1 protein-coding gene is annotated in these 1,784 nt (G+C 73.4%); it reads left to right on the top strand.

Annotated features, from left to right (window positions below):
* Positions 1-62: 62 nt before the first annotated feature.
* A complete protein-coding gene (locus D450_RS31635; protein WP_017542120.1) occupies positions 63-1,643 on the top strand; it encodes an MFS transporter in 1,581 nt (526 codons plus the stop codon).
* Positions 1,644-1,784: the final 141 nt, after the last annotated feature.

Below are 1,784 nucleotides of genomic sequence, written 5' to 3'. Positions count from 1 at the left end.
CCCGCAATTCCTCACCCTCCTGCCCAAATACGCGGAAAGCGCCGCAGCCGGATAGGACGTCCATGCAGTCGACACCAGCCCCCCGCGCCGCCCTGCTGACCCTGTTGGTCACCAGCCTGGGATCGTTCATGGTCCTGCTGGACGGCTCGATCATCTTCGTCGCGCTCCCGGAGATCCAGCACGACCTCGACGCCCGCATCTCGGACCTGCAGTGGACGGTCGACGGCTACACCCTCCCCTTCGCCGCGCTGATGCTCACGGCCGGGACCGTCGGGGACCGGTTCGGGCGAAAACGCGCCTTCCTGGTCGGACTCGTGCTCTTCCTGGCCGGATCGGCGGTGTGCGGGTTCGCCCCGGGCGCGGCGTGGCTGGTCGCGGGGCGCGTGGTCCAGGGCCTCGGCGCCGCGGCCATCAATACCGGGAGCCTGGCGCTGCTGGTCTCGACGTTCACCGACCCCGCCGGGCGGGCCAAGGCGATCGGCATCTGGACCGCCGTGTCCGGGGTGTCGCTGGCGCTGGGGCCCCTGGTCGGCGGCGTGCTGATCGAGGCCTTCAGCTGGCAGGCGATCTTCCTGGTGAACCTCCCGATCGGTGCGCTGGCCCTGCTGCTCGGGGTGCCCGGCCTGGCCGAGTCCCGCAACCCCCAGGCGAGCCACCTCGACATCCGGGGGCAGGTCCTCGTCGTCGGAGGCCTGTTCTGCCTGGTCATGGGGCTCATCCAGGGAGAGGGCGCAGGCTGGGGCTCGCCTGTGATCCTGAGCCTGCTGATCGGCGCGGCCCTGCTGCTCGCCGCGTTCCTCGTGGTCGAGAAGCGCGGCCGTGAACCGCTGCTCCCGCTCGACCTGTTCCGCGACCGCACCTTCAGCGCGGCGTGCACGGTCGCCGCCCTGCTCGGCTTCGTCATCGTCGGCGCCATGTTCTTCATGGCGCAGTACTTCCAGTCGGTCCAGGACCGCTCGGCGCTGGACGCGGGCCTGCGGCTGCTCCCGCTCACCCTGGGGATCTTCCTGTTCTCCCCGCCGGCCAGCCGCATCGCGGGCCGGATCGGCCCCCGGGCGCCGGTCATCGCCGGCGCCGTCGCGGTGACGGCGGGCTTCCTGCTGCTCACCGCCATCGAGCCCGCGTCGGCCTACGGTGCGGTGTGGTGGAGGCTGGCCCTGGTCGGCGCCGGCATCGGCTGCATGTTCGCACCGCTGACGCTGGCCGTGATGTCCTCCACCCCGCCGCAGCGCGCGGGCCTGGGCTCCTCGATGATCAACACCATGCGCATCACGGGGTTCACCGCCGGCGCCGCGGTGCTGGGCACGATCGTGCTGACGGGCTTCAAGGACCGGATCGCCGAAGCGCTGGCGGCCCTGGGCGTTCCCGCCGATGCGGGACAGGGGATCGCCGAGCAGGTCGGCGGAGCGGGTGCCCTCGCCGGACGCGGGGACCAGGGCACCGCGGACCTCCCGGTCTCCGGGGAGCGGTTCGCCGCCGCGGTGGACGCGTCGTTCGTCGGCTCCATCCACGTCGTGTTCCTGGTGTGCGCCGGGTGCACGGTCGCCGCGGCGCTGATCACCGCGGTGTTCATGAAACGGGGGCGGCCGGAGGCCCCGGCCGCCCCGCCGCCGGGCGCGCGGGCCGAGGCCGAGAACGGCTGAGCCGCCCCCGCCCCGTGCGATCGCGGCGCAGGCGCACCGTTCCCTGCGGCGCGCCCGCCGCGGAGCCCCCGAGGACCCACGGCCCCTCGGGGGCCGTGGGCCGAGCCCTCCGGGAAAGGACCCCTCCATTGCTGTACGTGG

This window comes from Nocardiopsis halophila DSM 44494, assembly GCF_000341245.1.
GTDB classification, from domain to species: domain Bacteria; phylum Actinomycetota; class Actinomycetes; order Streptosporangiales; family Streptosporangiaceae; genus Nocardiopsis_A; species Nocardiopsis_A halophila.
The sequence above is the reverse complement of the archived record's forward strand: the minus strand, read 5'-3'. Positions and strand labels throughout refer to the sequence as shown.

Excerpts from the sequence above, each read along its gene's own strand:
- D450_RS31635 (WP_017542120.1), top strand. The coding sequence starts at position 63 with ATGCAGTCGACACCAGCCCCCCGCGCCGCCCTGCTGACCCTGTTGGTC.